This window comes from Saccharopolyspora soli, assembly GCF_022678645.1.
Taxonomy (GTDB): Bacteria; Actinomycetota; Actinomycetes; order Mycobacteriales; family Pseudonocardiaceae; genus Saccharopolyspora; species Saccharopolyspora soli.
Genome location: NZ_JALBWV010000095.1, coordinates 1 through 26,606, shown reverse-complemented (window position 1 = coordinate 26,606; position 26,606 = coordinate 1). Strand labels below are relative to the sequence as shown.

The window sequence follows — 26,606 nt, the reverse complement described above, 5'->3', positions numbered from 1 at the left end:
CCCGGGTGGGGGCCCCCCCCCCCCCCCCGCGCCCGGCCCCCCCCCCCCCCCCCCCCGGGGCCCCCCCCCCCGCGGGGGCCCCCCCCCCCCCCCCCCCCGCTGGGGGGCCAAATTTCCCCCTAATTGGCCCACCACCGGAGTGGGCGGAGCGTGGCGCGGGTGGTCGCACCTGCGGAGATCTTGGGTTCTGGGGGTTCGAGCTAATTGCAGGTCTTGGTCATTTCGCCAGGTGGCGGGCCAGGAAGGCGAGGGCTCGCGGGTAGGCGTCCAGGCGGTTGACGCGTTTGGCCAAGCCGTGGCCCTCGTCGTCGTAGACCAGCAGTTCGCACTCCAGCCCCTTGGCCCGCACCGCCGCGGCGATCTGCTCGGCCTCGGACAACGGCACCCGCGGGTCGTTGGCTCCGTGCAGCACGAACAGCGGCGCCGCGATCGCCGCGACCCTGGTCAGCGGCGATGCCTCCCGCAGGAATCCGGCGTCGGCCGCCAGCGAGCCGTACTCGCGCTCGCGGTGCGCGCGCCGGTACGCGGCGGTGTTCTCCAAGAACGTGACCAGTGACGAAATCCCGACGATGTCGACCCCGGCCGCCCAGCGCTCGGGCTGGAACGCCAACCCGGCGAGCACCATGTACCCGCCGTACGAACCACCCCACAGCGCCGCGCGCTCCGGATCCAGGCCGATCGTCGGCAGCCAGTCGTGCACATCGCCGAGATCGGCCACCGCCGCCAGCCGGTTGCGGCCGTCGTCGGCCGAGTACCAGCGCTTGCCGTAGCCGGTGGAGCCGCGCACGTTCGGGACCAGCACGGTATGCCCCTGCGCGACGAGTGCCTGCACGATCGGGTTGAACGATCGGATCGACTGGCTTTCCGGGCCGCCGTGGATGAGCAGCACCGCCGATCCGTCCAACTCCGGGTCGGGTTCGTCCGGCTGGTACACGAAGCACGGCACCTGCTCGTCGTCGCGGGTCGGGACCCGGTAGGAGCTCGGTTCGACCGGGAGTTGGCCGTCGAGTTGCGCCGCCGATTCGGTCAGCGACCGGCAATCGCCGGTCGAGGCGTCCACCAGCAGCGCGTCGCCGGGGATCGTCGGGGCGCTGAACGTCAGCGCGACGAACCGCGAGTCCGGCGACCAGACCGGGGTCGGCAGCGGGAACGCGCACCAACCGTCGGCGGGCAGTTGGACCGCCCGCAACACCTCGCCCGTCGCGGCGTCGTGCAGCGTCAGCTGGCTCGCGCCGTCCTCGTTGGCCTGCACCAGCAGCGTCGAACCGTCCGGGGAGAGCCAGCCGGTGAGGTCGTGCTCGTCGGAGGTCACCAACCAGCGCCGGGCGCCGGTGCGCGGATCGATGCGCGCGATGCCGGTGTGGTCCCGGTCGAAGTCGGTGGTGACGATCAGCCCGGAAGCGTCGGGCAACCAGGCGATGTTGGTGTGCCGGGCGGGCTCGTCGCGGTCGGTCAGCACCCGCACCTGGTCGGCCTCGGTCACCGGCATCGTGTTGACCAAGATCAACTGGTCGGACAGCGACCACGCGGCGGGCACGGTGAGCGCCACGTAGCGGCTGTCCGGGGACGCCGCCACCGCCAGCACCATGCCGCCCCGGTCGTAGACGACCTGCTCCTCACCGGTGACGGCGCTGCGGATCACCACGTCGAAGTCGACACCGTTGCGGCGGTTGGTGGCGTAGACGATCCGGCCCGGCAGGACGTCGAGCAGTCGGTGCACGTGTTCGGGGTCGCGGACCAGCGGCACCAGGTCGCGCAGCCGCGCCGGGCCCGATCGCGGCTCGTCCAGGTGCAGCAGGGAGAGCTGGCTGCACTCGTCGCCATCGGTGTCGTGCTGCACGATCGCCGCTCGCTCGCCGGGCAGGTACCGGCCGGTGACCGCGCCGGACAGGGCGGTCAGCGGGGTGCACTCGCCGTCGGCGAGTTCGACGAGCTGGATCGAGCCGGACTCGTCGGAGCCAGCCAGGACCCAGCCGGTGTCGGCCACGTCGAAGGCCCGCCAGCTGGTCAGCTCCAGCAACCGCACGATGTCCAGCGCCATGTGATCACCCTGTCATGCTTCGCCGCCGCAGCCCAGGGCATGAGTCCCGCACGAAACCACGCGAATTTGCCACGCGAGTAAGAGGGTGCGCGGATTGGTTTGCGTGGGGGTAGCGGAACCTCAGAGGTCTTCTCGCTGTGGGATCCCCGACATCATGTATGCCAATACACCACGTCGTGGCCGTCCTCCCGACACGACGCCTGAGAACCTGCGGCGGTGCCGGTTGCGAGGGTGGGCTAAGCGGCTGGCGCCGCTTCAAGAACAACGACAAGTTCACAGGCGCCGCCGTGCGGGATCCCGCAGTTGCGCTACCCGCACCGGCACGCGGAACAGGCCGTGCATTCTCTAGGCTGGTGGCGTACCCAGTGCGAGGTACGTGCACGCACCAGCCGGAGGAGGATCACGGTGCAGCCAGGTGGCCAGCCGAACATGCAGCAGATCATGGAACAGGCGCAGAAGATGCAGCAGCAGCTGATGACTGCGCAGCAGGAGCTCGCCGCCGCTGAGGTCACCGGGAGCGCCGGTGGTGGCTTGGTCACCGCGACCGTCAGCGGTGCGGGCGAGCTGAAGGGGCTGTCGATCGACCCGAAGGCGGCCGACCCGGAGGACACTGAGACGCTGGCCGATTTGGTGGTCGCGGCGGTGCGCGACGCCAACCGGGCGGCGCAGGAACTCCAGGCCGAGAAGATGGGCCCGCTCACCAGCGCGTTCGGCGGGGGTGGCCCGGACCTCGGCGGACTCAGCCTGCCGGGCATGTGAGCAGACCCGGACTCCCCGCCCGTGGGGAGCCCGGCATTCGAGTCCGCGGTTCCGGGGGAACGGCGGACGGATCCAGCGCTACCGCCGTGCGACGATCCGGGGTCCCGGCATCGGCACCCGTTGAAACGAGCGATACGTGTACGAAGGTCCGGTTCAGGATTTGATCGACGAACTCGGCAGGTTGCCGGGCATCGGTCCGAAGAGCGCGCAGCGCATCGCCTTCCACCTGCTCGCGGCCGAGCCCGCGGACGTGACCCGGCTGCAGGAAGTGCTGCAGAAGGTCAAGGAAGGCGTGGTGTTCTGCGATGTCTGCGGCAACGTTTCGGAGCAGACGACCTGCCGCATCTGCCAGGACCAGCGGCGCGACAAGACGCTGGTGTGCGTCGTCGAAGAACCCAAGGACGTGCTGGCCGTCGAACGCACCCGCGAGTTCAAGGGCCGCTACCACGTGCTCGGCGGCGCGCTCGATCCGCTGTCCGGGGTGGGGCCGGACCAGCTGCGGGTGCGCGAACTGCTGGCCCGCATCGGGCAGGACGACATCGCCGAGGTGATCATCGCGACGGACCCGAACACCGAGGGCGAGGCGACCGCCACCTACCTGGTGCGGATGCTGCGGGACTTCCCCGGTCTGACGGTCACCAGGCTGGCCTCCGGTCTGCCGATGGGCGGCGACCTGGAGTTCGCCGACGAGCTGACGCTCGGCAGAGCCCTCTCCGGCCGCCGCGCGATGTAGCGGGTGCGCGGGTTGCTTTGCGTGGCGGTGCGGGTGGCGGAAAGCGGCTGGCGCCGCTCGCCTGACGTCGGCATGCGGTCACACCCGATCCGCACGAGTTCTTAGCTCGTTCGGGTGCTCGTTCGCGGCCGGAATTTCGGCTGTGACGAACGGCTCTCTTCGCGGTTTTTGCCGGATTTCCCAGCATTGGCGGGCATTGTTGCGGGCCCGCTGAGCAGCTCAACAGCGTCGACCACCTGGGTGAATGCCGGAAATCTCGGGCAGGTCTTAGGAGCGCCTAAGTAGTGGGATCGTAACCTCAGCTACTCCACCGAACTCCTAATGCGAGTTAGTCTCACGGAACTCTGAGACCTGAGACACACCGAGGTGCTTCCATGAGTAGAGCTCCATCGGCGCTGCGTCGCGCACCAAGCACGCGGCGTCGTGTTGTGACCGCAGCCGTCGCACTCGTCGCGGCGACCTCGCTGGCGGCCTGCGCGCAATCACAGCGCGGTGAAGGCGGCGGCGAAGGCGGCACACTCACCTTCGGCGCGGCCGGTGCACCTGACCTGTTCGACCCCTTCTACGCATCCGACGGTGAGACCTTCCGGGTCACCAGGCAGATCATGGAGGGGTTGGTCGGGTTCCGGCCGGGGTCGTCCGAAGTCGAGCCGGAGCTCGCGGAGAGCTGGCAGCACAGCCCCGACGGCAAGACCTGGACGTTCAAGCTGCGCCAGGGCGTGAAGTTCCACGACGGCACCGACTTCAACGGCGACGCGGTGTGCAAGAACTTCCAGCGCATGTACAACCAGACCGGCGCTGGCCAGAACAACGCGCTGTCCTACTACTGGATCGAGAACTTCGGCGGCTTCGCCGACGGCAAGACCCCGTCGCTGTTCCAGGCGTGCGAGGCACCGGATCCGACCACCGCCGTGGTGCACCTGACCCGCGCCACCTCGAAGTTCCCCGACCTGCTCGGGCTGCCGTCGTTCAGCATGCAGTCCCCGGCCGCGATGGAGCAGTTCCAGGCCAACAACGTGCAGGCGCAGGGCGACAGCTTCGTGTACCCGGAGTACGCCAAGGCGCACCCGACCGGCACCGGGCCGTTCCGGTTCGGCTCGTACGACGAGAGCAACGGCACCATCAAGCTGGTCCGCAACGACCAGTACTGGGGCGACAAGGCCAAGCTCAACGAGCTGATCTTCCGCATCATCCCGGATGAGACGGTCCGCAAGCAGGAGCTGGAATCGGGCGCCATCGACGGCTACGACCTGCCGAACGCCGCCGACCTCAAGGCGCTGCGCGACGCCGGGAACAACGTCCAGGTCCGCGATCCGTTCAACATCATGTACCTGGGCATCACGCAGAAGAACAACCCGGCGCTGCAGAACCTGAAGGTGCGCCAGGCGTTGGCCTACGCGGTCGACCGGGAGACGCTGGTCAAGGCCAACCTGCCGGAAGGCGCCTCGGTGGCCACCCAGTTCTACCCGAACACAGTGGACGGTTACGCCCAAGACGTGCAGCAGTACCCGCACGACCCGGCCAGGGCGCGGCAGCTGCTCGCCGAGGCGGGCGCGTCGAACCTGACGGTGAACTTCTACTGGCCGACCGAGGTCACCCGGCCCTACATGCCGGACCCGCAGGGCATCTACAACGCCATCGCCGAGGACCTGCGCGAGGTCGGCATCACCGTCAACCCGGTGAGCAAGCCGTGGAACGGCGGGTACATCGACGACGTGGACAACGCTCGGGCCGACATCTTCCTGCTCGGCTGGACCGGCGACTACAACACGCCGGACAACTTCATCGGCACCTTCTTCGGCACGCCGACCAACCGCTTCTACACCGCTGCCGCGCCGTGGGGCGAGGACCTGGCGGCGCAGCTGCGGGCGGCCGACAGCGAGCCGGACGAGGCCAAGCGCAACCAGATGTACCAGGACATCAACCGGCGGTTGTTGTCGGAGTACCTGCCCGCGGTGCCGTTGTCGCACTCGCCGCCAGCGATCGTGACCAGCGCTCGGGTCCACGGTCTGCAGCCCTCGCCGTTGACCGCCGAGGAATTCGCGTCGGTGAGCGTCTCGGAGCAGTGAGTTGAACACGGTTTCGCGCGGAACCGACGTGCCACCACCAGGTGGGTCGGTTCCGCGCGAACGTGCGCACTCGCTGTCGGACTGACCAAACGGGGGTTTCGTGCTCCGCTACACGATCCGACGACTCGCGCAGTTGGTGCTGGTCGTCGTTGTGCTGTCGATGCTGCTGTTCGCCTGGCTGCGGATGCTGCCCGGCGGCCCGGTCTCGGCGCTGCTGGGGGACCGCGCCACACCTGAGGCGCGCGCCAGGCTGGAGGCCGACCTGGGCCTGGACCAGCCGATCTTCGTGCAGTACTGGCGTTTTCTGGGGCGCGCGGTCACCGGGGACTTCGGCACCTCGACCGGGGTGCAGCGCGGCGCACCGGCGTTGGAGGTGTTCCTGACCCGGTTCCCGGCCACCCTGGAGTTGTCGATCCTGGCGCTGCTGCTGGCGGTCGCGGTCGGCGTTCCGCTGGGCTACCTGGCCGCTCGCAAGCGCGGCAGCTGGCTGGACAACCTGAGCATCACCTGGTCGCTGATCGGTGTTGCCGTGCCGGTGTTCTTCCTGGCCTTCCTGATGAAGTTCGTCTTCGCGATCGAGCTGGGTGCGCTGCCCGCCTCCGGTCGGCAGGACACCGCGTTGGAGGCGACCCGGGTGACCGGCTTCTACATCCTGGACGGCATCCTGACCCGCGAGTTCGACGCCTCGTGGAACGCGTTCGTGCACCTGATCCTGCCCGCGATCGCGCTGTCCACCATCCCGTTCGCGGTGATCTTCCGGATCACCCGGGCCGCGGTGCTGGACGTGATGGACGAGGACTACGTGCGCACCGCGCGGGCCAAGGGCTTGGCGAGCATGGTGATCCGGCGTCGGCACATCCTGCACAACGCGATGCTGCCGGTGGTGACCACGATCGGCCTGCAAACCGGTGCGCTGCTGGCCGGGGCGGTGCTGACCGAGCGGGTGTTCAACATCGCCGGGATCGGCCAAGCGGTGGCGATCGGGTTCCAGCGCAAGGACTTCCCGGTGCTGCAGGTGGTGATCCTGGCGTCCGCGATGGTGTACGTGCTGGTCAACCTGATAGTCGACCTGTCGTACGCGGTGATCGACCCACGACTGCGGACACGGTGAGGTCATGGTGCTGAAAACGCAGCGCAAGGAGCGCATCGACGCGTTGGCGGAGACGGCGGCGGACGCCGGGGTGAGCCTGGCCGCGTCGGCTTGGCGGCGGCTGAGGCGCAACCCGGTGTTCGTGGTCGGTGCGGTGATCATCGGCGCGTTCGTGCTGCTGGCGGTGCTCGCGCCGATCCTGGCCCCGCACGACGGCGCGCAACGCCTGCTGGAGCAACAGGTTTCCCGCGCGGACAACACGATTCCGCCGCCGCAGCCCGGTTTCCCGCTGGGCGGCGACCAGTACGGCCGCGACCTGTTCTCCCGGCTGCTGCTGGGCTCGCAGCAGACGTTGCTGGTCGCGGTGCTCGCCACCGTGATCGGACTCGGCGGCGGCCTGGTGCTGGGCATCCTGGCCGGTGCCTTCGGCGGCTGGGTGGACGCGGTGGTGATGCGGATCGCCGACGTGCTGCTGTCGGTGCCGTCGCTGCTGCTGGCGGTGTCGATCGGCGCCCTGTTCGCGCAGCAGACGCAGTTCACCGTGATCCTCGCGGTGGCGATCGTGCAGGTGCCGATCTTCGGGCGGCTGCTGCGCGGCACGATGCTGGCGCAGCGCGCCAGCGATCACGTGCTGGCCGCTCGGGCGCTCGGGGTGAAGCGGAGTGCGATCGTGTTCCGGCACATGCTGCCCAACGCGCTCGGACCGGTCATCGTGCAGGCCACCCTGGTGCTGGCGGTGGCGATCATCGATGCGGCGGCGCTGTCCTTCCTCGGGCTGGGCGCGGCCGACGACTCGGTGCCGGAGTGGGGCCAGATGCTCGGCGGTGCGCAGAACATCATCGACTCGCATCCGCAGTTGGCGTTCTGGCCAGCTGGCTGCATCATCCTGGTCGCGCTGGGATTCACGCTGGTCGGCGAATCGCTGCGGGACGCGCTGGACCCGAAGCGTCGGCGCTAGAGGTGGGGAAACGCATGGCACTGCTGGAAGTACGCGACCTCTCGGTGGTCTTCGCCCGCAAGGGCGAGCCGCCGGTGACCGCCGTGGACGGCATCTCCTTCGACGTCGAGCCGGGCCGCACCGTCGGTCTGGTCGGCGAATCCGGTTGCGGGAAGTCGGTGACTTCGCTGGCCATCATGGGCCTGCTGCCGGACACCGGCGCCGAGGTGTCCGGTTCGGTCACCTTCGACGGCACCGACCTGCTGGGGCTGTCCCGGCGGGAGCTCGACCAGCGCCGCGGCCGCGACCTGAGCATGGTGTTCCAGGACCCGCTGACCTCGCTGAACCCGGTGGTGCCGATCGGCCTGCAGGTCTCGGAGGTCATCGAGCGGCACCGCGGGGTGCCGCGCAAGACCGCGATGCCGGAGGCCGAGGACCTGCTGCAGCGGGTGGGGATCCCGGACCCGAAGCGGCGGTTGCGCGAGTACCCGCACCAGCTCTCCGGTGGCATGCGGCAGCGCGCGCTGATCGCGATGGCGTTGGCCTGCAAGCCGCGGCTGCTCATCGCCGACGAGCCGACCACCGCGCTGGACGTCACTATCCAAGCGCAGATCCTGAACCTGCTGGCGGAACTGGTCGCCGAGACCGAGACGGCGCTGATCATGATCACCCACGACCTGGGGGTGGTGGCCGGGCTCTGCGACGAGGTGAACGTGCTGTACGCGGGCCGGGTGGTCGAGCGAGCGGCGCGGCACGAACTGTTCGCTCGGCCGCGGCACCCCTACACGGCTGGCCTGCTGTCGTCGATCCCGCGGCTGGATTCGCCGCGCGGCCAGCGGTTGTCGCCGATCAGGGGGTCGATCACCGACAACATCCCCTGGGACGCGGGGTGCGCGTTCTGCCCGCGCTGCCCGAACGCGCTGGAGGTCTGCGAACAGCAGACCCCGGACGTGAGCATCGACGTCGGAGCGCGCCTGCTGCGCTGCCACAACCCGGTGCGCGAGACGATGTCGAGTTCTTCGTCGTCGATGGAGGCGTCATGAGCGAGACTTTCCTGCTTAGCGCTCATGTAAGGCGACCGGGTGCGGGTGTCCCGCAAGGTACTGCAGGCGTCATGAGCGAGACTTTCCTGCTTAGCGCTCATGCAAGCCGACCGGGTGCGGGTGTCCCGCGGATCAGCGTGGAGCGGTCATGACGGAAACCACTGAAAAGCCCGGCGTGCTCGTCGACCTCGCCGATGTCGCCGTGCACTTCCCGATCAAGCGCGGCGTGGTGCTGGATCGCACGGTCGGCTACGTGTACGCCGTCGACGGGGTGTCGTTGCAGATCGAACGCGGCGAGACATACGGCTTGGTGGGGGAGTCCGGCTGCGGCAAGTCGACGCTGGGGCGGGCCGTGCTGCGGTTGGAGCGGCCGACCGGGGGCAAGGTGGTGTTCGACGGCGTTGACCTGTCCGGGATGAAGGGCGAGCCGCTGCGTCGGATGCGCCGCCGGATGCAGATGGTCTTCCAAGACCCGCTGTCCTCTTTGGACCCGCGCCAGTCGGTGCAGTCGCTGCTGTTCGAAGGCATGCGGGCGCACGGGTTGGGCTCCGACCGGAAAGCAGCCGACAAGCGGCTGCGCGAGTTGCTGTCGGCCGTCGGCCTGCCGTCGACATCGCTGCGCAAGTACCCGCATGAGTTTTCCGGCGGCCAGCGGCAGCGCATCGGCATCGCCCGCGCGCTGTCGGTGGGACCGGACCTGGTGGTGGCCGACGAGCCGGTGTCCGCGCTGGACGTCTCGGTGCAGGCCCAGGTGCTGAACCTGCTGGAGGACCTGCAGTCCGAGTTCGGGTTGACGTACCTGGTGATCGCGCACGACCTGGCGGTGGTGCGGCACATCGCCGACCGGGTCGGGGTGATGTACCTCGGCGGCATCGTGGAGGAGTCCCCATCGGACGACCTGTACGAAGAGCCGCTGCACCCCTACTCGAAGGCGCTGCTGTCGGCGGTTCCGGTGCCGGATCCGGTGGTGGAGGACGAGCGCGAGCAGATCCTGCTCTCCGGAGACCTGCCGTCCCCGGCGGCGCCGCCGTCTGGTTGCCGGTTCCACACCCGCTGCCCGTGGCGGCAGCCCGCCCGGTGCGACACCGAGCGACCGGTCCTGCGCGAGCTCAAGCCAGGACATCGGGTGGCATGCCACTACGCCGAGGAAATCCGCGACGGCCGCCTGAAACCCCACGAGGTAACGGCCGAAGCGGTGAACCCGGCGGACTTCGGCGACCTCGACATAACGGCCACGCCCTCCTCCTGACCACCCCCTGCGCGGGCTGCGGCAAGCCGCGCTCTGTTGGGTTCACGGATGCGCGATTTCGCGAGAAATTGCGCGTTGGGCTCCGGGCTCGGGGCTCCGTCCAATATGTTCACGGGGTTCCTGTGGTGAAAGCGGAGCGGAGGCAGTGGGTGAGGTACAGCAGTGCGCCGCGATGCTCGGCGTGCGAACACCGGGCGATCTTGGAGCGGGTGACCGCTGAGGTCCTGGTAGCGGAGTCCGGCGAGATCCTGGTGCCCTACGACTGTCCCGAAGGCAACGGCGTCCACGTCTGCAACCCCGATTTCGAACGCGGCGACCGACCCGCCCACTGAGCGCCTGCGGCAAGGCCGAGGACACTTCGTCCGGCTCCAGGCGAACCGCCACCGGTGGAGCCGCTAGGGCCGGTCTTCGAACTGCGGCGGTGAGGCGACGCTGGTGCCGATTTCGCGCGAAATCGCCAGCGCCTCACCTGACCCCGCCAACGACGTGCCCTCCGATGCCGCGCCCTCGACCGGGCGTTGCGATGTTCGGCGGGTGCGGTTGAGGCTGCCGAGCAGGACTCCGCCCACCACGACCGCGCCTGCCGCGAGCTCGACCGGGTGCGGCTGCTCGCCCAGCACGAGCCAGGCCGTGCTGAAGCCGACTACCGGCACCAGCAGCGAGAACGGCGCGACCATGCTGGCCGGGTAGCGTCTCAGCAGCGTCGTCCACAGGCCCGATCCGACCACGGTGGCCAGCAGCGACGTGTACAGGAGCCCGCCGAGCGCGTACCAGCCGGTCGGCGAGTCGACCACCGACGCCACCGCCTGCCAGCCCGCCGCCGGGCCTTCGACCAGCGCGGACAGCGCGAACATCGGCAGCGGTGGCACGATCGAGATCCACAGCGCGAGGTGCAGCGGGTTCGGCGGGTTGGCCTTCCGGCTGCACAGGTTGCCCAGCGCCCACGAGAACGCGCCGCACAACGTCACCAGCATGGGCAGCAGTGCCGCGGTCTGCGCGCGGTGCCAACCGATCACGACCATGCCGAGCACCGCGACGAGGATGCCGATGATCTGCAATCGCGTGATCCGCTCGCGCAACAGGAGCGCACCGAGCAGCACGGTGAACGGCGCGGACGCCTGCTGCACCAGCGAGGTCAGCCCGGTCGGCATGCCGATGTGCATCGCGACGAACACGAACGCGAACTGCAGCGTGCCGAAGAACAGCCCGTAGCCGAGCAGCCACTTCCACTCCACCTGCGGGCGCGGCACGAACAGCAGGGTCGGCACCACCAGCACCGCGAAGCGGAACCCGGCGAAGAACAGCGGCGGAAAGTGCCCGAGTCCGAAGTCGATCGCGATGAAGTTGCCGCCCCACAGCACGGCGACGAGCACGGCCAGCAAACGGTCGCGTGAGGTCACCCTGGCAGCTTGCTGGCCAGCTCTGTGAAGAACAAGCAATATTAATTACAGGCAATATGTAGTATTCCTGCATGGACATTCGCAGGCTGCGGTTCCTGCGCGAGCTCGCTGATCGCGGAACCGTCACCGCCGTCGCGAAGGCCCTGTCCTACACCCCGTCGGCGGTGTCGCAGCAGATCCGCGCGTTGCAGGCCGAGGTCGGGGTGCAGCTGACCGAACCGGCCGGACGCGGGCTGCGCCTCACCGACGCGGGCCGAGCTCTCGCGGCCCGCGCGGACGAGGTGCTCGCGGCGCTGGACCGAGCCGAAGCCGAGCTGGACAGCTACCGGTCGACGCCGCGCGGCGTGGTGCGGGTGGCGATCTTCCCGTCCGGCGCGTTCCTGCTGCTGCCCGGCCTGCTCCGGCGCATGGCCGACCACCCGGACGTGCGGCTGGAATGCCGCGATGTCGACATGACCCCGCCGGAGGTGCCGGAGCTGACCGCCGATTTCGACCTGGTGGTAACGCATCGGGATGACCAGGCGGCGCCGCTGGACAGCGAGCGCATGACGATCACGCCGCTGCTGCGCGAACCGTTGGACGTCGCGCTGCCGCCGGGGCATCCGCTCGCGGCCCGGGAACGCATCGAACCGGCCGAGCTGGTGGGCGAGCCTTGGCTGAGTGTGGACATCGGTTTCCCGGTCGACGACGTGCTGCGCTCGCTGGCGGTCCGCACCGGCGTCCGGCCGAAGGTGGTGCAGCGCATCAACGACTTCCGGGTCACCGAAGCCCTGGTCGCCGACGGCCACGGAGTCGCGTTGCTGCCACGCTACACAGTGGACAGTCCGCGGCTGTTGCTGCGCCCGTTGGCCGGTGTCCGCGCGGGACGCAACGTCGAGGTCGTCTCCCGCCGCGGCGCTACCGAACGCCCCGCGGTCCGAGTCGTCCTCGACGCACTGATGGCGGAGGCAGCGAACGTCACGGGATGAGCCGCTTTTCTACCGCGGGCCGTGCTGGGCGGCCCAGTGGCAGATGGCGGCGATCTGCTCCGCGTATGCCGGGAGGGTGGTGTCGGAGATGCCCACCACCGGGATGTGGCCTTCCCGGTCGATGTCGTCCGGGCGGGGCAGGAAGCCCCTCTCGTGCACGCCGGTGCTGCCCGGTCCCGGCGTTCCTTCGGCGAGGTGGCCGGTGGTGCGGGCATAGCGGGTGAGCACGCGGGGTTTGCGCAGGTCGCGATCTGCGCCGTACCAGTGCTGGCTGAGCGGGAAGACCGCGGAAAGCGCGTCCCACCAGCCCTCCGTCGAGAGCACCAGTTCGGGGTGGCGCCGATGCAGTTCACCGCCCAGTCGCCGGTAGCCGTCGATCACGTCGTACCGCGGGTCGTTGAACCAGTAGCCGAGGGTGTCCAGGAAGGCCCCGTCGATGCCGAATTCCCGCACCACCGCCGAAATCGACTCCACCAGGTGGGCGCGGAACTCCGGCTCGCCGGGGTTGAGGAACACCTGGTCGCCCTCGCCGATCCGGTCGCAGTCCCAGTCCGGCCGGTTCAGCAGTTCCACGTACCGGTTGGTGTCGTTGCGCAGCACGGCCTGTTCCCACGGCGGGTACTTGAGCACGTTCGCGCCGTGCCCACCGAACATCGGCATCAGCCGCACGCCCAACTGCCGCGCGAGGTGCGTGAACGCGGCGAAACCCTCGGCACCGCCGAGGTCTTCGCCGGGCCGGTAGTGCGGGTACGAGTAGTAGTAACGGCCTTCCCAACCCGGCAGGAAGGCCAGCACGCGGCGCGGATCGATGTGCTGCGCGACGAACCGCAGCGCCTCGGCCATCTGCGCGTAGGTGTTGAACACGTAACCGGTCCAGTGCTGCCCGTGCAGGGTCACCACCAGTGCGATGTGCCGCAGCCAGTCCGGCACGTCGGCGCGGGACGACCACGGCACCAGGTTGTGCGCACCTTCCACGAAGGACAGGTGCTCGTCGAGGTCGGCGTCGGCGCTGTGCTCGGTGGTGCCCAGGCGCAGCCGGATCGGCGGCACCTGGCAGGTGGTCGAGCGCGCCGTGGCGGAGGGCACGTGCACCAGCTCCACGATCGGGCCGCGTGCGTAAGGGGGCTGGTGGACGTGCAGGATCTGCCGCCGCACCAGCGGATCGCGCACGCTGAGCACCAGCCCGTTGGACTCGTCCCCGGCGGCCACCCACGGGGTGGCCCAGTCCGAACCGGGGTATTCGAGCTGGAACCGCTGGCCGTTGACGCCGTGCGCCCAGCCGCGCCCGGTGTTCGGCGCCCACCAACCGGCCCGCAGCTGTTCCAGCGGCAGGCCGCGCAGCAGCAGCTTCACCGACTTCACCGGTTCGTCGTGGCGCACCGTGATCGACCACTCCAGCACCCCCGCCGCGCGGACCACCTCGATGTCGACCTCACCGGCCTCGACCACCTGCTGCTGCCCGAGCAGGGCGTACCGGTCGGCGTGCACGTGGACCCGGTCGCCTTCGCGCAGATGCGCCCGCGAGAAGTCGATGCCGTAGCCGTTGGTCGTGGTGAACACCTGCAAGGCCCACTCGACCCCGGCAGCGCCGGGTGTTGGGAAGTAGGGGTCGCGGGGATCGAAGCTCAGGTCGGTGTCGATGAGGGCCACGTTGCCGTCTCCGGTTCGTCCGGGTCGCCGCGCGACAGGTAGCCCGCAGCCTCATCCAGCAGCGTGGCAAGGTCATCAGCTTCGTTCGCGGTGAACACGAGCGTGTCACCTGGTGGTAGCACCACCGCCACCCGATCGCCGACCACCAGCACCGTGAGGGTGCCCGTGCCGTCCGGCGTGGTGCACGGGATGCGCCAGCGTAGTTTCTCGGTCGGGTCTTCGGTCGGCCACATGTCCACCTCAACACTGCTGCGTTTCGGTGCCTGACTGAACCGCGTGTGCCGTCCCGCATCAAGTTGCGTAGACCGATCGAGTGGTGCCGGTGACCTGGGAGCACGCGGAGTTGGCACGTCCCCGCCTGTACAGGTGAAGGCCGTGGCCCCGACCCGCGCCGCAGCGCAAGCCGATTCGCGCACTCGCCGCGAGGATCGAGGGGGAGTGACCGGGGCCCCGACGTGTCCCCCGTCTACCGGCCGCTCCCCCTGATCCTGATATCCCCAGGGGGCGTCGCGCGACATCGCGACGCCCTCCATCGTGCCGATTCGGCGCAACGCGCAATACCAACTTTGGTCGAGTGTGCTCACCGGTCTGGGCGCCGATTTTCGCGCACCGCACTACGACCAGCGGCGTATTCGGTCAGCGATCAGGTACCTCCGGTGTGCTGTTCGCCACTTCGGTGCAGCCGTACTCGTGGCCAGCGACCTGGTAGAGCTCGGCGTAGCGGGCCAGCCGGTCGCGGTCCAGCCGCACCCCGATGCCCGGCCGGTCCGGCACCCGCAACCGCCCGCCCCGGTAGGGCAGGCAGCCGCCTTCGACCACGTCGTCGGACAGCAACGGGCCGTAGGACTGGTTGGCGTGGCGGAAGCCGGGCGTGGCCGCGATCAGATGCGCCGCCGCGTAGGTCGCCACTCCGAGCTCGCCGAGGCTTTGCTTCACCACCGGGAGGCCCGCCGCCTCGCAGATCCCGGCCGAGCGCTTCATGTTCAGCAGCGTGCCGTCCAGCACGTTGTCCACCGAGATCGCGTCGGCCGCGCCCTGCCGGATCACGTCGAGCTGGTCGTACCGCGTGCGGGACGCCTCGTCGGCCAGCAGCGGAACGCCCGTGCGGGCTCGTAATCGGGCCATTTCGGCCAGGTTCTGGCCGGACACCGGTTGTTCGGCGAACTCGATGTCGTAGGGCTGCAGGGCGCGCAGCACCCGCAGCGCCGCCGCCGTCGACCACGACTCGTTGGCGTCCACCCGCAGCGACGGCCCGGCGCCGATGGCCTCCCGGATCGCGGCGACCCGCTCGACATCGGCGGCCGGGTCCGCCACCCCGACCTTCGCGTAGAAGCTCTCGAACCCGGCCGCAGCGCCCTGCGCCGCCTGCTCGCCCATCCAGGCCGGGGTGCCTTGCGGGATGTAGTGCAGGTATTCGACGTCCTCGCGCAGCGGGCCGCCGAAGAGGTTGACCAGCGGTTGGCCGCACGCCTTGCCTACGATGTCCCAGCAGGCCATGTCGATGGCGGCCAACGCCGGGCTGGTCACGCCCACGTGGTGGCAGGTGCCGACGATGTCGACCAGTTTCGCGATCCGCTCGGTGCGGAACGGATCTTCGCCGATGGCGAACCGTTCGATGGAACGCAGCGCGGTGAGCACGATCTCGGCCGACGGGTACGCCGGTGCCTCGCCGAGGCCGGTGATGCCTTCGTCGGTGTCGATCTCGATCAGCACGCTGACCAGGCCGCGGCGACTGCCGTACGCCCACCTCTCCTCGGCGTGGAACGGCACGGCGACCGGAATGCTGCGGATGCCGATGATGCGCAAAACGCCCTCCCCCCAGGGCATGTGAACGCAGAGAATGCCTTTGAACTTGTGCGGCGCGGCGGTGCGGTCATCAACCCCCAGAAGCCGTCGCTGCGCCGCTTCGAAGATAGGCATTGCCGACGAAGCCGCCATCCACTCCCGACTGCCGTGTGGGTAGCGTCACATTCGGTGCTGTCGCGTGCCAAAGATGGTGTCCTTTGCCCGACTGTCCACAGCGTCCACTGCGTACGCTGGCCGGTGGCCGGTCGCAGCCGACGACCGCGCGCGTGGTTCCCGACCGAAACGGACGTTCATGATCGAGTGGCTGGACACGATCCCACCCGGGGTGATCTACCTGGTGGTCGGGCTGATCATCGGGTTGGAAAGCGTGGGGATCCCGCTGCCCGGCGAGATCATGTTGGTCAGCGCCGGGGTCGCGGCGTCGCAGGGAGTCGTCAACCCGGTGCTGCTCGGCGCGATCGCGGCCAGCGGCGCGATCGTCGGCGACTCGATCGGTTATGCGATCGGCAAGCGCTACGGGCGATCGCTGCTGCGCTGGTTGGGCCGCAAGATGCCGAAGCACTTCGGGCCGCGCCCGGTGCGGCAGGCCGAGCGGGCGTTCGACCGCTGGGGCGCGTGGGCGGTGTTCGGCGGCCGATTCGTCGCGCTGCTGCGCATCCTGGCCGGGCCGTTGGCTGGCATCCTCGGCATGCGCTACCGCAAGTTCCTGGTGGCGAACGCGGCCGGTGGCATCGCCTGGGCGGGCACGGTGACCACGCTGTCCTACGTGTTCGGCCTGGTGGCCGGGCAGTGGTTCCACCGGTTCTCGTGGGTGGCCCTGGTCATCACGGTCGTCCTCGGCTGGCTGATCGTGCACGTGGTGCGCCGCCGCGCCGAGCGGGCCGACGAAGCCGAAGAAGCCGAGCACGCCGAACCAGAAACCGACGCCCCAGTCCGCTAACCCGTCGTGACCGGCAACGGCCGCTACAGCGACCATCAGCGCTCACGACCGCGCCCACTCGGGTCGTGAGTGGTAATGGTCGTTCTAGCGACCATTACCACTCACGACATTGGTCAGCGGTTGGCGCGGTTAACCGCGGACACCACGGCGCGCAGCATGGCGGTGATCGTCGAGGTGTCGACGCCCACGCCCCAGAAGATCTCCTCGCCGACCGCGCACTCCAGGTAGGCCGCCGCGCGCGCGTCGTCACCAGCGGTCAACGCGTGCTCGTGGTAGTCCATGACCCGCACGTCGTAGCCGATGCTGCTCAGCGCGTCGACGAAGGCCGAGACAGGGCCGTTGCCGGTACCGGTGATCTCCTGCTCCTCGCCGTCCACGACCACCGTCGCGGTGATGGTTTCGTTGCCGTTCTCCCCGGCGACCCGCTGCCGCACCAGCCTCAGCGGCGTGGTGGCCTCCAGGTACTCCGCGGAGAACGCCGACCACATCTCGGCCGGGCTGACCTCGCCGCCCTCGGAGTCGGTGTGCGCCTGCACCACCTTGGAGAACTCGATCTGCAGCTTGCGCGGCAGGTCCAGCTGGTGCTCGGTCTTCATGATGTAGGCCACGCCGCCCTTGCCGGACTGCGAGTTGACCCGGATCACGGCCTCGTAGGTGCGGCCGACGTCCTTCGGGTCGATCGGCAGGTACGGCACCTCCCACGGGAACTCGTCCACCGGCACCCCGGCCTGGTTCGCCGCGTCGCGCAGCGCGTCGAGGCCCTTGTTGATGGCGTCCTGGTGGCTGCCCGAGAACGCGGTGTAGACCAGCTCGCCGCCCCACGGGTGCCGCTCGGGCACCGGCAGCTGGTTGCAGTGCTCGACGGTGCGCTTGACGTAGTCGATGTCGGAGAAGTCGATCTGCGGGTCGATGCCCTGGCTGAACAGGTTCATGCCCAGCGCGACCAGGTCGACGTTGCCGGTGCGCTCGCCGTTGCCGAACAGGCAGCCCTCGATGCGGTCGGCGCCTGCCTGGTAGCCCAGTTCGGCGGCGGCGATGCCGGTGCCGCGGTCGTTGTGCGGGTGCAGCGACAGGATCACCGAATCGCGGCGGGCGAGGTTGCGGTGCATCCACTCGATGGAGTCGGCGTAGACGTTCGGGGTGGCCATCTCGACGGTGGCGGGCAGGTTCAGGATCACCGGCCGCTCTGGGGTGGGCTGCCAGATCTCGGTGACGGCGTCGCACACCTCGGCGGCGTAGGACAGCTCGGTGCCGGTGTAGGACTCCGGCGAGTACTGGAAGCGGAAGTCGGTGTCGGGGTACTTCCCGGCCAGTTCCAGGGTCATCTCGGCGGCCATCGTGGCGATCTTCTTGATGCCCTCGCGCTCCTCCCGGAACACCACGCGGCGTTGCAGGATCGACGTCGAGTTGTAGATGTGCACGATCGCCTTCGGCGCGCCCTCCAGCGCCTGGAAGGTCCGTTCGATCAGCTCCGGGCGGCACTGGGTGAGCACCTGGATGCGGACGTCATCGGGGATCGCGCCGTCTTCGATGATCTCCCTGACGAAGTCGAAGTCGGTCTGGCTGGCCGCCGGGAAGCCGACCTCGATCTCCTTGAAGCCCATCTGCACCAGCAGTTCGAACATGCGGCGCTTGCGGGCCGGGGACATCGGGTCGATCAGCGCCTGGTTGCCGTCGCGCAGGTCGACCGCGCACCACAGCGGGGCCTTGGTGATGCGCTTGTCCGGCCAGGTGCGGTCGGGCAGCGATACGTCTTCGACCAGCTCGTGGAACGGGCGGTACCGCTGGTACGGCATGTCGCTGCCCAGCTGCGGGTTCCACGGCTGCTGATCGTCGGGGGCGGGTCGGGACGGCTTGTGAACCCGACCGGCGAACGGGGCCTGGGAGTCGGGGGAGTTGGTGCTCATGCGAGTGGTTCTCCTGCTCGGTTACCGGGTCTGGACCGACGACCGGCACGTTCGAACCCCGCGACGAGGGGCCGGTCTAGTAGACCCCGTCGCGGCGGCGAAGCAGGAGAACGCGAGCCACGGAGCAAGGCTAACCGCAAGGGCAACCCGAAATGCAAGCACCCTGTCCAAATGGTGGGACGCGACACGCGATGGCCAGCGGATTCAGCGCTCCGTCGAGCGGCGCAGCGGCTTGATCCGGGTGCCGGACACGGCCCGCGGGTTGGGCAGCCCGTGCGCTCCTGCCTGGCAGAGTGGTCGGCGGCCGACGGGAAGGATCGATCGGATGGCGACGAAGAAGAAGGGGCAGTCCGGGGTCGCGGCGCTGCTCAACGGCGCGGGTTTCCTGCTCGCCGCGGTGCTGGTGGTGCACATCATGTTCGTGCTGACCGGTTTCCCGGCGGAGAACGGGCTGGCGAGTTCCGTGGCGCAGGCGGCCGAGCCGTTGGCGCTGTTCTTCCCCGGCCTGGTGCACGTGCCTGGCGAGGCGTTGCAGGTGCTCCTCGACTACGGGCTGGCGGCGGCCTTCTGGGTGCTGTTGTGCGGGGTGCTGGCTCGCGCATTCAGCTGACCGGGTACCTCGTGCCACACTGGAGATCGTGGCGGAGGACGTCAGCATGGGTGCCCACGAAGGTGGCGTGCGGCGCGCTGACCTGCGGCGAGCATGGGTTCGCGCGGTCGGTGTGCTGATCACTGCGGTCCGGTTGGTCGGCAATGCGTGCGCCGCGCTGTTGGCGATCCACGTGGTGCTGACCGTCGGCAGCGCGAATCCGGAAAACGGCATCACCCGGTTCGTGGCGTCCTGGGCGGACCCGCTGGCGCTCGGTTTCCAGGACCTGTTCATGCCGGACGACCCGAAGGCCGCGGTGCTGGTCAACTACGGCATCGCGGCGCTGTTCTGGCTGCTGGCCACGTCGCTGGCCATCAAGATCCTCCGCGCCCTCATCTGACCAGAGTCCACTCTGGACTGATTGGTTGAGCGCGTGTCGTGGCCTGGGTATTCAGGTGGCGATAAGAATCCGGTAAGCGGGCATTGGAGATCTCGCCGTGCTCGGCTCTGGAGGTGTTCGTCGCTGGCGTGTGAGACTCCACGGCATGCTGTCCACGACCCGCGATAGCCCGAAGGAACTCCCGAGTTTGCCGCCGATTCCGCGCAGTCCGGTGGGTGCGGTGCGGACGACCGACCAGCGCAGCCCGAGATCGGACGGCACCGAGCTGATCGAGAAGACCACCGGGAGAACCGGAACATCGCCGGGAATTCGGTCGATCCGCCATGCCCGCCTGACCGCCGAACCAACTCCGCCGATCATCCTGCCCAGCCAAGACGAACCCACCGTGGTGGTGCCCCCGCCCGCGGTGCTGGGCACCGAGGCGGTGCTGACCCACGAGCGCGCCCAGAGCCGGATCCGCCGGGCCAAGGTCGCCGCCGGTGTCATCGAATGGCTCGGATCGCTGGCGGCGGTGCTGCTGGTCGTCAACGCCGTGCTCGCGGTCGGCGGCGCCAACCCGGCGAACGGCATGGTCCAGTTCACCGGGGCGATCGGCCCCGCTCTCGTCGCGCCGTTCGCCGATCTGTTCCTGCCCGCCGACCCGAACCTGGCGCTCGTCCTGAACTACGGCAGCGCCGCTGCGGTCTGGCTGCTGGCCGCCACGATGCTGGGCAGGCTGGTCCGCAAGGTCGCGGTGTGATGCATCCCAAGGTGTGACGCCGGTGGCGATCGGCGGTGCGGTCGCCACCACCCGGTGACAATCGAGCTCTCAAGGCACTGTCGTCCCGCGCGGACGAGAACTCGATGCCGCTCGGCGTGGAGCGCGCGTCCCGGTCACCGAAGGGATGTGCGTGTGACGAGCGAAGCGCTGCCCAGATTCGTACCGCCGCTCTGGCTGCTGCGGATGCTGCGTCCGATACCCATCCCGGCGGATTGGACGCGGGTGTGCGCGGCGAGCGTCGGCATGGGCGCACCGCAGGTCGTCGGCCTGCTCACCGGCCGGATGGACGAGGCGGTGCTCGCTTCGGTCGGCGCGCTGTGCGCGAGCTTCTCGGACCTGACCGGTTCGTACCAGTATCGATTGCGCCGAGTTGGCTTGGCCGCGATCCTCGGCGCGCTCGGTTTCGCGGCTGGTGCTGCTGCGGCGGGGCCGTGGTGGGCGGCGGCGATCGTGCTCGCGGTGTCGGTCCCTTCGGTGCTGTCCAGCAGGATGGGCGACCTCTGGTCGTCCGGCGGCGCGCACATGCTGACGTTCTGCGTCGTGGCGACCGGGCAGAAGTCGGCGGCGCTGCCGCTCGGCGCGCAGGTCTGGTGGTTCTTCGCGGGTGAACTCCTGCTGCTCGCGCTGGTGGCGGCCACCTGGCCGTTCCGCGGCACGGCTCCGGCACGCGGCGTGGTCGCGGCGGTTTTCGAGGCGACGTTGCGGATGTTCGACGCCGAATCACCGGTCGCGGCGCGGCAGAACCTCACCAAAGCGCTCGACAACGCGCACGACGTGCTGGTGGGCGCCGGGTCGATGTCGCGCAGCCGCGTGCGCGACCGCCTCTACCTCGTCTACACGCACGCGACGCCGATCGTGGAAGCGTCGGTTTCCTTGGCGCACGCCGGAAAGCGACCGCCCGAGCGGGCCTGCGAAGCGTTGCGCGAGCTGGCGCGTTGCATGCGAACCGGTGAGGTCCCGGCGCCTTACCGGGTCGGTGCCGACGAGTCGCCGTTGGTGCGGGCCCTCGACCGGGGCATCGAGGACCTGATCACCAGGCTCCGACGCGCGAAACGCCCGCAGGTTTCGGGCGAACAGCGCGAGCGGTTGCGGCTGAGCTTCGGCCGTTCCACCTGGGCGCAGGTGTTCCGGATGGTGCTGTGCCTGGCGCTGGCGGAAGGGATCGGGTTGGCGGCCGGGCTGGACGAGCCCTACTGGGTCGCGCTGACCGCCGCGCTGGTGCTCAAGCCGAACTCGGGCTCGGTCTTCGCCCGCACCCTGATGCGCGCGGTCGGCACGGTCGCCGGGGTGCTGATCGCCTCGGCGCTGCTCGTGCTCGTGCCGACCGGCTGGTGGATGCTGCCGTTCATCGTCGCGCTGGCGGCCAAGCTTCCGGTGGCGCTCAACCGGCACTACGGCCTGTTCAGCGCGGTCGTCACGGCGTTGGTCCTGTTGCAGATGAGCCAGATCGAGCATTTCCTCCCGGTGGCCCGGCTCATCGACACGCTCGTGGGTTGCGCGATCGTGCTGGTGGTGGGATTCCTGTTGCGCCCCCTGGGCAAAGGGCCAGCGCTGCCGGACAGGTTCGCCGACGCGGTGGAGGCGGTTTCGGAGTACGTGTCCCAGTCGCTGGCCGGAGTGCGCCACGGCCGATCCGTGCTGCGCCGCCGCACCTACCGCCAACTCGCGGACCTGCGCGCGGCCCTCCAGCAACAGCTGATGGACCCCACGGCCGTCGCGGAAGCGGAGCGCTGGTGGCCGACGATCATCGTCTTGGAGCGAGTGGTCGACGCGGCTACCGAGAAAGCCGTCCTCAACAACCCGCAGGACCTCCAAAAAGCCCAACGCCTGGTGTCCACGATGCGCACCGCGACCCGCCAACTCCGCGCGGCCCCAGTACCCCCTGCCGACCTGCGAGTCGAGCTGGAACGCATTTACGCCGACGTCGCGGGGTCGTGAGTGTCAACCGGGCTCTAGCCCGGCTGAGCACTCACGACCACCTCAGCCCTCGGTGTGGCTGAAGTGGAACGGGCAGTGCGTGCCGCCCAAGCCGATGGTGGTGGCGCGTTCGAACCGGAATGCACCGGGGGTTCTTTTTGTGCCCGGCTGCTCAGATCACCTTGTGGAGGGTGGCGTGGAGTTGTTCGGCGGCTTCCCAGATGTCGACGTAGCGGAGCCAGGCCGGGGCGAAGCTGAGCCGGAGGAGGTCCGGTTCCGCGTAGTCCACCAGGACGTCCCGGTCGAACAGCGCGTCCGCGATCCGCTGCGCCTGGTCGTGCCGGAGGCTCAGCTGTGCGCCGCGGGACAGCCCCGCGGGCGGGGCCACCATCTCGATCCTCGCGTCCGGGCACAGCGCGTCCAGCCGCTCCAGGAACAGGTCTGCCAGGCCGGTGGCCTTCTCCGCCAGGGCAGTCCTCGACACACCGTCCAAAATGGATAGACCGGCGTGCAGCTCGGAGACCCCGAGGGCGGATCCGGTGCCCGCGAAGCCGTCGGCCAGCGGATGCGGGACGCCAGCAGTGCACACGCCCGTCGGGATCTCGTCGCGATACCGGTCGGCGACGAAGCTGTACGCGGGCGCACCCGCACCACCACCGAGGTAGCGGTGGCCGCAGCCGATGGCGAAATCCGCGTTCCAGGCGTGCAGATCCACGTCTAGGGCCCCGGCCGAATGGCTCAGTTCCCACAACGCCAGCGCACCGCTGCGGTGGATCTCCGCGGTGATGGCCGCCGCGTCGCGCACCGCCCCGGACCGCAGGTCGGTGTGCGACAGCGCGACGACCGCAATCCGATCCGCGGGCAGCGTGGCCAGTTCGTCGGCGCTGTCCAGCAGGTGCAGCTGGCAGCCGGAGAAGTCGGCGGCGGACTGGGCCAGGAAGCGGTCCGCGGCGAAGCAGTCCCGGCCCACCGCGAGGATTGGGCGGTCCGGGCGCAGCCGGGTCGCCGCGAGCAGGCCCTTGAACAGGTTGATCGACGTCGACTCGGAGACGGTGATCTCGTTCGGCGTGGCACCGATCAGCGGGGCGAGCGCGGCTGCGACGAGTCGTGCCTCGCGGCGCCAGTCGGATTCAGCGCGCGAGCGCGCGGTCCGCAGCTCCCGGCGGTGCTCGACGAACCGGCGCAGCCTGGCGGGCGCGTTGCGGGGAAGCGGGCCACCGCTGTTTCCGTCGAGGCGGATCAAGCCGGGCGGCAGGTCGTAGCGGGCGCGCAGACCGGCGAGCGCGTCGGCGTCGTCAAGCGCCTCTGCCGTCGGTCTCGTGCTGGTCCACACGAGTGAAGTCTTACCGCATCACCGCACAGAACGTAACGGCAGAGGCGGCACAGCGCCGAATATCCGGTCAAATCGTAATTCCCCGGGCGCAGTGCGTTCCCCCGTTCAGCCGGGTACCGCAGTGGTCCTACCGACCACGAGATCTACCCCTACCAGCTGATGTCTGGGTTGCGGCGACCGTCCTTCAACCAGACCGAGCAGCGTGCGCACCGCCGACGCTCCGGCGTCCTCGGCCGGGACGTGCAGCGCGGTGGCTTCCGGCACCGCGAGCCCGAGTCCCGCCAGATCGTCGGCGCAACACACGCTCAACTCCTCCGGCACCCGCACACCGAGCGTGGCCAACCGGTACAGCAGCCCGAGGAACAAGGCGCTGTTGTAGGCGACGGCGGCTGTGCACCCGCTGTCCAGCAGCTCGCCGACGATCCGGCTGCCCGCCTCGAAAGTCGGTGGCAGCGGCCCGAAAACGACGACCTCGTGGGCCAGCCCGCGCCGCAACTCCGCGAGGCGGCGCGGATCGCTCCACGAGCCGCGCGGCCCGCCGAGGTAGGCGATGCGGCGATGCCCGAGCGAGGCCAGGTGCGCACCCATCGCTCCCAGACCACTCGCCGTGTCGACGACCACCGACGGCACCCCGCGCATCCGCCGGTCCACCAGCACCAACGGCACGTCGACGGACGTGAAGACCGAACTGGGCGCGCGCGGCGCCAGTGCGAGGAATCCGTCCACGCGGTCGCGCAGCCGGTCGATCAGCGCCCGCACCCGCTCCGCCGATTCGCCGACCACGACGAGCAGATCGTTGCCAGCCGCTTCCGCGGTGCGCTGCGCGCCCGCGATGATCGGCGCGAAGAACGGGTTGGTCAGCTCCGGCACGATCAGCGCCAGCAAGCGGCTGCGGCCGGTCGCCAACGCCTGGGCCGACGGGTGGTACCGGAAGTCGAGTTCGGCCGCCGCATCGCGCACCCGCTGCCGGGTCCGCTCCGCGACCATCTCCGGCCGCACCAGCGCGCGCGACGCGGTCGCCACCGACACCCCGGCCTTGCGGGCTACGTCGGCCAGCCGCGCCATCGCGTTCCCTCCACGTTCCTTTGACACCTTCATACCGCGCCGCATATCGTCGCTGCAAGCGTTTGCATCGATCACCAGGGAAGTCTTCTTCCGCCGCAGACGAGTCGTGAGGAGTCCTGGCGTGACTGACCTGCGGATCACCGGTGGACGCGTGGTGTCCACGTTCACCGGCGAGATCTTCGAAGCCGACGTGCTGGTGACCGGCGAGGTGATCAGCGGTGTCGTGCCACCCGGCGCTGGCGCCGCCGACGAGGTGATCGACGCCACCGGCAAGCTGGTGGTGCCGGGCTTCATCGACGCGCACATGCACATCGAGAGCTCCTTCACGACCCCGGCGGCCTTCGCGCGGCTGACCCTGCCGCGCGGCACGACGACGGTGCTCGCCGATCCGCACGAGATCGTCAACGTGGCTGGCAAGGCCGCGATGCGCTGGATGATCGACGACGGGAAGCGCAGCCCGCAGACCCAGCTGTGGGGTGTTCCGTCGTGCGTGCCCGCGCTGGCCGGGATGGAGCACTCCGGGGCGCACCTGGATCCGGTGGACATCGACGAACTCCTGGCGTGGGACGGGATTTCCGCGCTGGCCGAGGTGATGGACTACCGCGCCGTGGTGGCCGGTGACCAGCGGATGCACGACATCGTGCGGGTCGCGCGGGAGCGCGGCACCATCCTCGACGGGCACTGCCCGAACCTCTCCGGCGAGGAGCTCAGCAAGTACCTCGCCACCGGCATCGACTCCGACCACACCAAGAACACCCCCGAGGTCGCGGTGGAGAAGGCGCGGCTGGGCATGACCGTGATGTTGCAGGAGAAATGCCTGCTCCCGGAGGTCGTGTCGGCGTTGCGGGCGTTGCCGCAACTGCCGCCGCTGTGTCTGGTGACCGACGACCTGGCGGCCGACCACATCGCGGCGAAGGGACACCTGGACCACATTGGACGGACAGCGGTCGCGGCCGGTCTGCCGCCGCTGGACGCGCTGCGCGCACTGACCTGGAACCCCGCGCAGCGGCTGCGGCAGTACGACCGGGGTGTCGTCGCGCCGTCGAAGCGCGCTGACCTGTTGCTGCTGGACGGGGATTTGGCCGACTTCGCGGTGGACACCGTGCTCTCGGGTGGTGTGGTGGTGGCGCGCGGCGGCTCGGCCACCTACCCGGAGCCGGACGTGGCGGGGCATCCGTTCGCCGGATCCGTGCGAGTGTCCGAGGTCGGGCCGGAGGAGTTCCGCTGGCGGCTCGACCTGCCCGACGGGCAGCACGAGTTCCGCGCGCTGCGGGTGAATCCGATCGACACGTTCACCGAGGCCGCCGAGGTGTCGCTGGACGTGGTCGATGGCGAGGTGCGCTGGGAAGGGCACGTCGCACTGCTGTGGGTGCGCAACCGCCACGGGCGGCCGAACACGTCTTGCGTGCCGGTGGTCGGAATGTCCCTCGACGAAGGGGCTTTGAGCACCACATACGCCCATGACAGCCACAACTTCGTCACCATTGGGACTTCGCGGCGCGCGATGCGAGCCGCTGCGGCGGCGGTGCTCGCCGACGACGGCGGGGTAGCGGTCGCGCACGCCGGAGGCGTGGCGGCGCGGCTGCCGCTGGAGGTCGGCGGCGTGATGTCGGCGAAGCCGACGGAGCAGGTGGTGGCGGGCTCCCGCCGAGTGCGCGAAGCGCTTGAGGCTTGGGGTTGGCGGCACGCCAATCCGTTCATGAGCGTTTCCACCCTGACGCTCGCGGTCTCGCCGAGCGTAAAGATCACCGACCTGGGCCTGGTGGATGTCCTGGCCCGCGGCTGGACTCCGCAGGTCCTCGACTGCTGCCACGGACGGATGCGGCATTGGTGGTCGTGGGGGGGGGAAACCGGGGGGGGGCGGGTTGTGGCACAACCCCCCCCCCCCCCCCGGGGGGGGGGGGGAGCCCGCGCACCCACCCCCCCGGGACGGGGGGGGGGGGTGGGGCC

Annotated in this window: 23 protein-coding genes; 15 read left to right on the top strand and 8 right to left on the bottom strand. The window is 69.6% G+C overall.

Annotated elements, in window-relative coordinates; all coding sequences use genetic code 11:
• Window positions 1-217 precede the first annotated feature (217 nt).
• The gene (locus MOQ72_RS40390) at window positions 218-2,041 is read right to left on the bottom strand and encodes a S9 family peptidase (RefSeq protein ID WP_242191263.1); all 1,824 of its coding nucleotides are present in this window, start codon (window positions 2,039-2,041) and stop codon (window positions 218-220) included.
• A gap of 429 nt (window positions 2,042-2,470) precedes the next feature.
• Between MOQ72_RS40390 and MOQ72_RS40385 the strand changes: the two genes are divergently transcribed.
• The 8 genes from MOQ72_RS40385 to MOQ72_RS40350 all read left to right on the top strand — a co-directional run bounded on the left by MOQ72_RS40385 (window position 2,471) and on the right by MOQ72_RS40350 (window position 10,253).
• Window positions 2,471-2,800 carry a YbaB/EbfC family nucleoid-associated protein gene (locus tag MOQ72_RS40385; protein WP_242191264.1) on the top strand — a complete coding sequence of 110 codons (330 nt, stop codon included), beginning with the start codon at window positions 2,471-2,473 and terminating at the stop codon, window positions 2,798-2,800.
• A gap of 136 nt (window positions 2,801-2,936) precedes the next feature.
• On the top strand, window positions 2,937-3,533 hold the full coding sequence (recR, locus tag MOQ72_RS40380; protein ID WP_242191262.1) for a recombination mediator RecR: 597 nt from the start codon (window positions 2,937-2,939) through the stop codon (window positions 3,531-3,533).
• 374 nt (window positions 3,534-3,907) lie between these two features.
• Entirely contained in the window at window positions 3,908-5,602 is a 1,695-nt protein-coding gene (locus MOQ72_RS40375; RefSeq protein ID WP_242191261.1) for an ABC transporter substrate-binding protein, read from the top strand.
• 100 nt (window positions 5,603-5,702) lie between these two features.
• Window positions 5,703-6,713, top strand: a complete 1,011-nt coding sequence (locus MOQ72_RS40370) for an ABC transporter permease (protein ID WP_242191260.1) — start codon at window positions 5,703-5,705, stop codon at window positions 6,711-6,713.
• A gap of 4 nt (window positions 6,714-6,717) precedes the next feature.
• Window positions 6,718-7,650, top strand: coding sequence for an ABC transporter permease (locus MOQ72_RS40365; protein WP_242191259.1), 933 nt, complete (start codon window positions 6,718-6,720; stop codon window positions 7,648-7,650).
• 14 nt (window positions 7,651-7,664) lie between these two features.
• The gene (locus MOQ72_RS40360; protein ID WP_242191258.1) at window positions 7,665-8,672 is read left to right on the top strand and encodes an ABC transporter ATP-binding protein; all 1,008 of its coding nucleotides are present in this window, start codon (window positions 7,665-7,667) and stop codon (window positions 8,670-8,672) included.
• A gap of 148 nt (window positions 8,673-8,820) precedes the next feature.
• Window positions 8,821-9,921, top strand: a complete 1,101-nt coding sequence (locus MOQ72_RS40355) for an ABC transporter ATP-binding protein (protein WP_242191257.1) — start codon at window positions 8,821-8,823, stop codon at window positions 9,919-9,921.
• A gap of 149 nt (window positions 9,922-10,070) precedes the next feature.
• Window positions 10,071-10,253, top strand: a complete 183-nt coding sequence (locus MOQ72_RS40350; RefSeq protein ID WP_242191256.1) for a hypothetical protein — start codon at window positions 10,071-10,073, stop codon at window positions 10,251-10,253.
• Between the two features lie 63 nt (window positions 10,254-10,316).
• Here MOQ72_RS40350 and MOQ72_RS40345 read toward each other — a convergent pair whose 3' ends face one another.
• On the bottom strand, window positions 10,317-11,321 hold the full coding sequence (locus MOQ72_RS40345) for an EamA family transporter (protein ID WP_242191255.1): 1,005 nt from the start codon (window positions 11,319-11,321) through the stop codon (window positions 10,317-10,319).
• A gap of 71 nt (window positions 11,322-11,392) precedes the next feature.
• Between MOQ72_RS40345 and MOQ72_RS40340 the strand changes: the two genes are divergently transcribed.
• On the top strand, window positions 11,393-12,289 hold the full coding sequence (locus MOQ72_RS40340) for a LysR family transcriptional regulator (RefSeq protein WP_242191254.1): 897 nt from the start codon (window positions 11,393-11,395) through the stop codon (window positions 12,287-12,289).
• 9 nt (window positions 12,290-12,298) lie between these two features.
• On the opposite strand, the gene MOQ72_RS40335 is transcribed toward MOQ72_RS40340, so the two are convergent.
• The 3 genes from MOQ72_RS40335 to MOQ72_RS40325 all read right to left on the bottom strand — a co-directional run bounded on the left by MOQ72_RS40335 (window position 12,299) and on the right by MOQ72_RS40325 (window position 15,745).
• A complete protein-coding gene (locus MOQ72_RS40335; protein ID WP_242191253.1) occupies window positions 12,299-13,939 on the bottom strand; it encodes an alpha-amylase family protein in 1,641 nt (546 codons plus the stop codon).
• On the bottom strand, window positions 13,915-14,172 hold the full coding sequence (locus MOQ72_RS40330; protein WP_242191252.1) for a hypothetical protein: 258 nt from the start codon (window positions 14,170-14,172) through the stop codon (window positions 13,915-13,917). Before MOQ72_RS40330 ends, MOQ72_RS40335 begins: the two co-directional genes overlap by 25 nt.
• Before the next feature lie 403 nt (window positions 14,173-14,575).
• Window positions 14,576-15,745 carry a mandelate racemase/muconate lactonizing enzyme family protein gene (locus tag MOQ72_RS40325; RefSeq protein WP_242191251.1) on the bottom strand — a complete coding sequence of 390 codons (1,170 nt, stop codon included), beginning with the start codon at window positions 15,743-15,745 and terminating at the stop codon, window positions 14,576-14,578.
• A 292-nt stretch (window positions 15,746-16,037) separates the two neighbouring features.
• Between MOQ72_RS40325 and MOQ72_RS40320 the strand changes: the two genes are divergently transcribed.
• The gene (locus MOQ72_RS40320) at window positions 16,038-16,685 is read left to right on the top strand and encodes a DedA family protein (protein WP_242191250.1); all 648 of its coding nucleotides are present in this window, start codon (window positions 16,038-16,040) and stop codon (window positions 16,683-16,685) included.
• A gap of 113 nt (window positions 16,686-16,798) precedes the next feature.
• Here MOQ72_RS40320 and leuA read toward each other — a convergent pair whose 3' ends face one another.
• The gene (gene leuA, locus MOQ72_RS40315) at window positions 16,799-18,592 is read right to left on the bottom strand and encodes a 2-isopropylmalate synthase (RefSeq protein WP_242191249.1); all 1,794 of its coding nucleotides are present in this window, start codon (window positions 18,590-18,592) and stop codon (window positions 16,799-16,801) included.
• Between the two features lie 325 nt (window positions 18,593-18,917).
• On the opposite strand from leuA, the gene MOQ72_RS40310 reads away from it, so the two are divergent.
• The 4 genes from MOQ72_RS40310 (at window position 18,918) to MOQ72_RS40295 (ending at window position 22,279) form a co-directional block, all read left to right on the top strand.
• The gene (locus MOQ72_RS40310) at window positions 18,918-19,202 is read left to right on the top strand and encodes a hypothetical protein (protein WP_242191248.1); all 285 of its coding nucleotides are present in this window, start codon (window positions 18,918-18,920) and stop codon (window positions 19,200-19,202) included.
• 28 nt (window positions 19,203-19,230) lie between these two features.
• Window positions 19,231-19,581 carry a hypothetical protein gene (locus MOQ72_RS40305; RefSeq protein WP_242191247.1) on the top strand — a complete coding sequence of 117 codons (351 nt, stop codon included), beginning with the start codon at window positions 19,231-19,233 and terminating at the stop codon, window positions 19,579-19,581.
• Between the two features lie 145 nt (window positions 19,582-19,726).
• On the top strand, window positions 19,727-20,320 hold the full coding sequence (locus MOQ72_RS40300; protein ID WP_242191246.1) for a hypothetical protein: 594 nt from the start codon (window positions 19,727-19,729) through the stop codon (window positions 20,318-20,320).
• Window positions 20,321-20,473: 153 nt separating this feature from the next.
• The gene (locus MOQ72_RS40295; protein ID WP_242191245.1) at window positions 20,474-22,279 is read left to right on the top strand and encodes an FUSC family protein; all 1,806 of its coding nucleotides are present in this window, start codon (window positions 20,474-20,476) and stop codon (window positions 22,277-22,279) included.
• Window positions 22,280-22,430: 151 nt separating this feature from the next.
• On the opposite strand, the gene MOQ72_RS40290 is transcribed toward MOQ72_RS40295, so the two are convergent.
• Together MOQ72_RS40290 and MOQ72_RS40285 are read right to left on the bottom strand one after the other, a co-directional pair.
• On the bottom strand, window positions 22,431-23,591 hold the full coding sequence (locus tag MOQ72_RS40290) for an aminotransferase class V-fold PLP-dependent enzyme (RefSeq protein ID WP_242191244.1): 1,161 nt from the start codon (window positions 23,589-23,591) through the stop codon (window positions 22,431-22,433).
• Window positions 23,592-23,696: 105 nt separating this feature from the next.
• Window positions 23,697-24,656, bottom strand: a complete 960-nt coding sequence (locus MOQ72_RS40285; protein WP_242191243.1) for a LacI family DNA-binding transcriptional regulator — start codon at window positions 24,654-24,656, stop codon at window positions 23,697-23,699.
• Between the two features lie 121 nt (window positions 24,657-24,777).
• On the opposite strand from MOQ72_RS40285, the gene MOQ72_RS40280 reads away from it, so the two are divergent.
• Window positions 24,778-26,606 (top strand): adenine deaminase C-terminal domain-containing protein (locus MOQ72_RS40280; protein ID WP_242191242.1); only part of this gene is annotated, 1,829 nt, incomplete at its 3' end.

Excerpts from the sequence above, each read along its gene's own strand:
- MOQ72_RS40390 (WP_242191263.1), bottom strand. The coding sequence starts at position 2,041 with ATGGCGCTGGACATCGTGCGGTTGCTGGAGCTGACCAGCTGGCGGGCC.
- MOQ72_RS40385 (WP_242191264.1), top strand. The coding sequence starts at position 2,471 with ATGCAGCAGATCATGGAACAGGCGCAGAAGATGCAGCAGCAGCTGATG.
- MOQ72_RS40375 (WP_242191261.1), top strand. The coding sequence starts at position 3,908 with ATGAGTAGAGCTCCATCGGCGCTGCGTCGCGCACCAAGCACGCGGCGT.
- MOQ72_RS40365 (WP_242191259.1), top strand. The coding sequence starts at position 6,718 with ATGGTGCTGAAAACGCAGCGCAAGGAGCGCATCGACGCGTTGGCGGAG.
- MOQ72_RS40360 (WP_242191258.1), top strand. The coding sequence starts at position 7,665 with ATGGCACTGCTGGAAGTACGCGACCTCTCGGTGGTCTTCGCCCGCAAG.
- MOQ72_RS40355 (WP_242191257.1), top strand. The coding sequence starts at position 8,821 with ATGACGGAAACCACTGAAAAGCCCGGCGTGCTCGTCGACCTCGCCGAT.
- MOQ72_RS40340 (WP_242191254.1), top strand. The coding sequence starts at position 11,393 with ATGGACATTCGCAGGCTGCGGTTCCTGCGCGAGCTCGCTGATCGCGGA.
- MOQ72_RS40330 (WP_242191252.1), bottom strand. The coding sequence starts at position 14,172 with ATGTGGCCGACCGAAGACCCGACCGAGAAACTACGCTGGCGCATCCCG.
- MOQ72_RS40320 (WP_242191250.1), top strand. The coding sequence starts at position 16,038 with ATGATCGAGTGGCTGGACACGATCCCACCCGGGGTGATCTACCTGGTG.
- leuA (WP_242191249.1), bottom strand. The coding sequence starts at position 18,592 with ATGAGCACCAACTCCCCCGACTCCCAGGCCCCGTTCGCCGGTCGGGTT.
- MOQ72_RS40310 (WP_242191248.1), top strand. The coding sequence starts at position 18,918 with ATGGCGACGAAGAAGAAGGGGCAGTCCGGGGTCGCGGCGCTGCTCAAC.
- MOQ72_RS40300 (WP_242191246.1), top strand. The coding sequence starts at position 19,727 with ATGCTGTCCACGACCCGCGATAGCCCGAAGGAACTCCCGAGTTTGCCG.
- MOQ72_RS40285 (WP_242191243.1), bottom strand. The coding sequence starts at position 24,656 with ATGGCGCGGCTGGCCGACGTAGCCCGCAAGGCCGGGGTGTCGGTGGCG.